Annotated in this window: 2 pseudogenes; both read left to right on the top strand. The window is 38.9% G+C overall.

The features are described from left to right. Window positions 1–298, top strand: a pseudogene (locus ACFIK8_RS11710) (nicotinic acid mononucleotide adenylyltransferase); the annotation flags it as partial. Window positions 299–358: 60 nt separating this feature from the next. Beyond that, window positions 359–676: pseudogene (locus tag ACFIK8_RS11705) on the top strand (RsfS/YbeB/iojap family protein); the annotation flags it as partial.

The raw sequence follows: 676 nt of genomic DNA, 5'->3' as shown, positions 1-676 counted from the left end.
CTGCCCCGGGGTGCATTTTTTGTGGGTTATGGGTTCAGATAGTTTGGCAACAATTCATCATTGGTATCGGTGGCGTGATATCATATCTTTTCTTCCTATTGCGATTATCGATCGTCCTTTTATGCATATGCCAGCACTTTCTTCTCCTATGGCGCACATTTACCGTTCTTTTCGTTTAGATGAGAGACAAAGTATACGGTTACCTTTTATGAAACCACCAGCTTGGACTTATTTGCATGGGCCTCTCTCTTTTCAGTCTTCAACGAATCTGCGTTTAAAGGAGAATGATTTTTTTTGAACATTTTATAAGATTCTGCTTCTCTTTGTTAGAGAAGTTCCTCTTTTTTCTATATTCCAAATGATAAGAAAGGATATGAATCTGGAAAACATTTCACAAAAACACTCTTGCAGTATTGTACCTCCGGCAGAAAAAAATCTTTTCTATCAGTGATATTCTTAAAGTTATTCTCAAGAGTTTAGAGGGTACAAAAGATCATCTCCATTGATATTCAGAGTAAATCGTCGTTAGCTTATTGCACGGTGATAGCTTAAGCAAATTCACAGCGTTATGTCTCTTCTGTTGCTGACCATTTTATGCACTTGGAAAGACAGTGGGTACAGCCGAGCGAGTGTACAAGGGCTTGCTGGAGGAGAGTGGATATTATTGATACAGGCG

Source organism: Bartonella sp. MR168JLCBS, from assembly GCF_042194175.1.
This window is presented reverse-complemented; position numbering and strand designations above follow the sequence as displayed.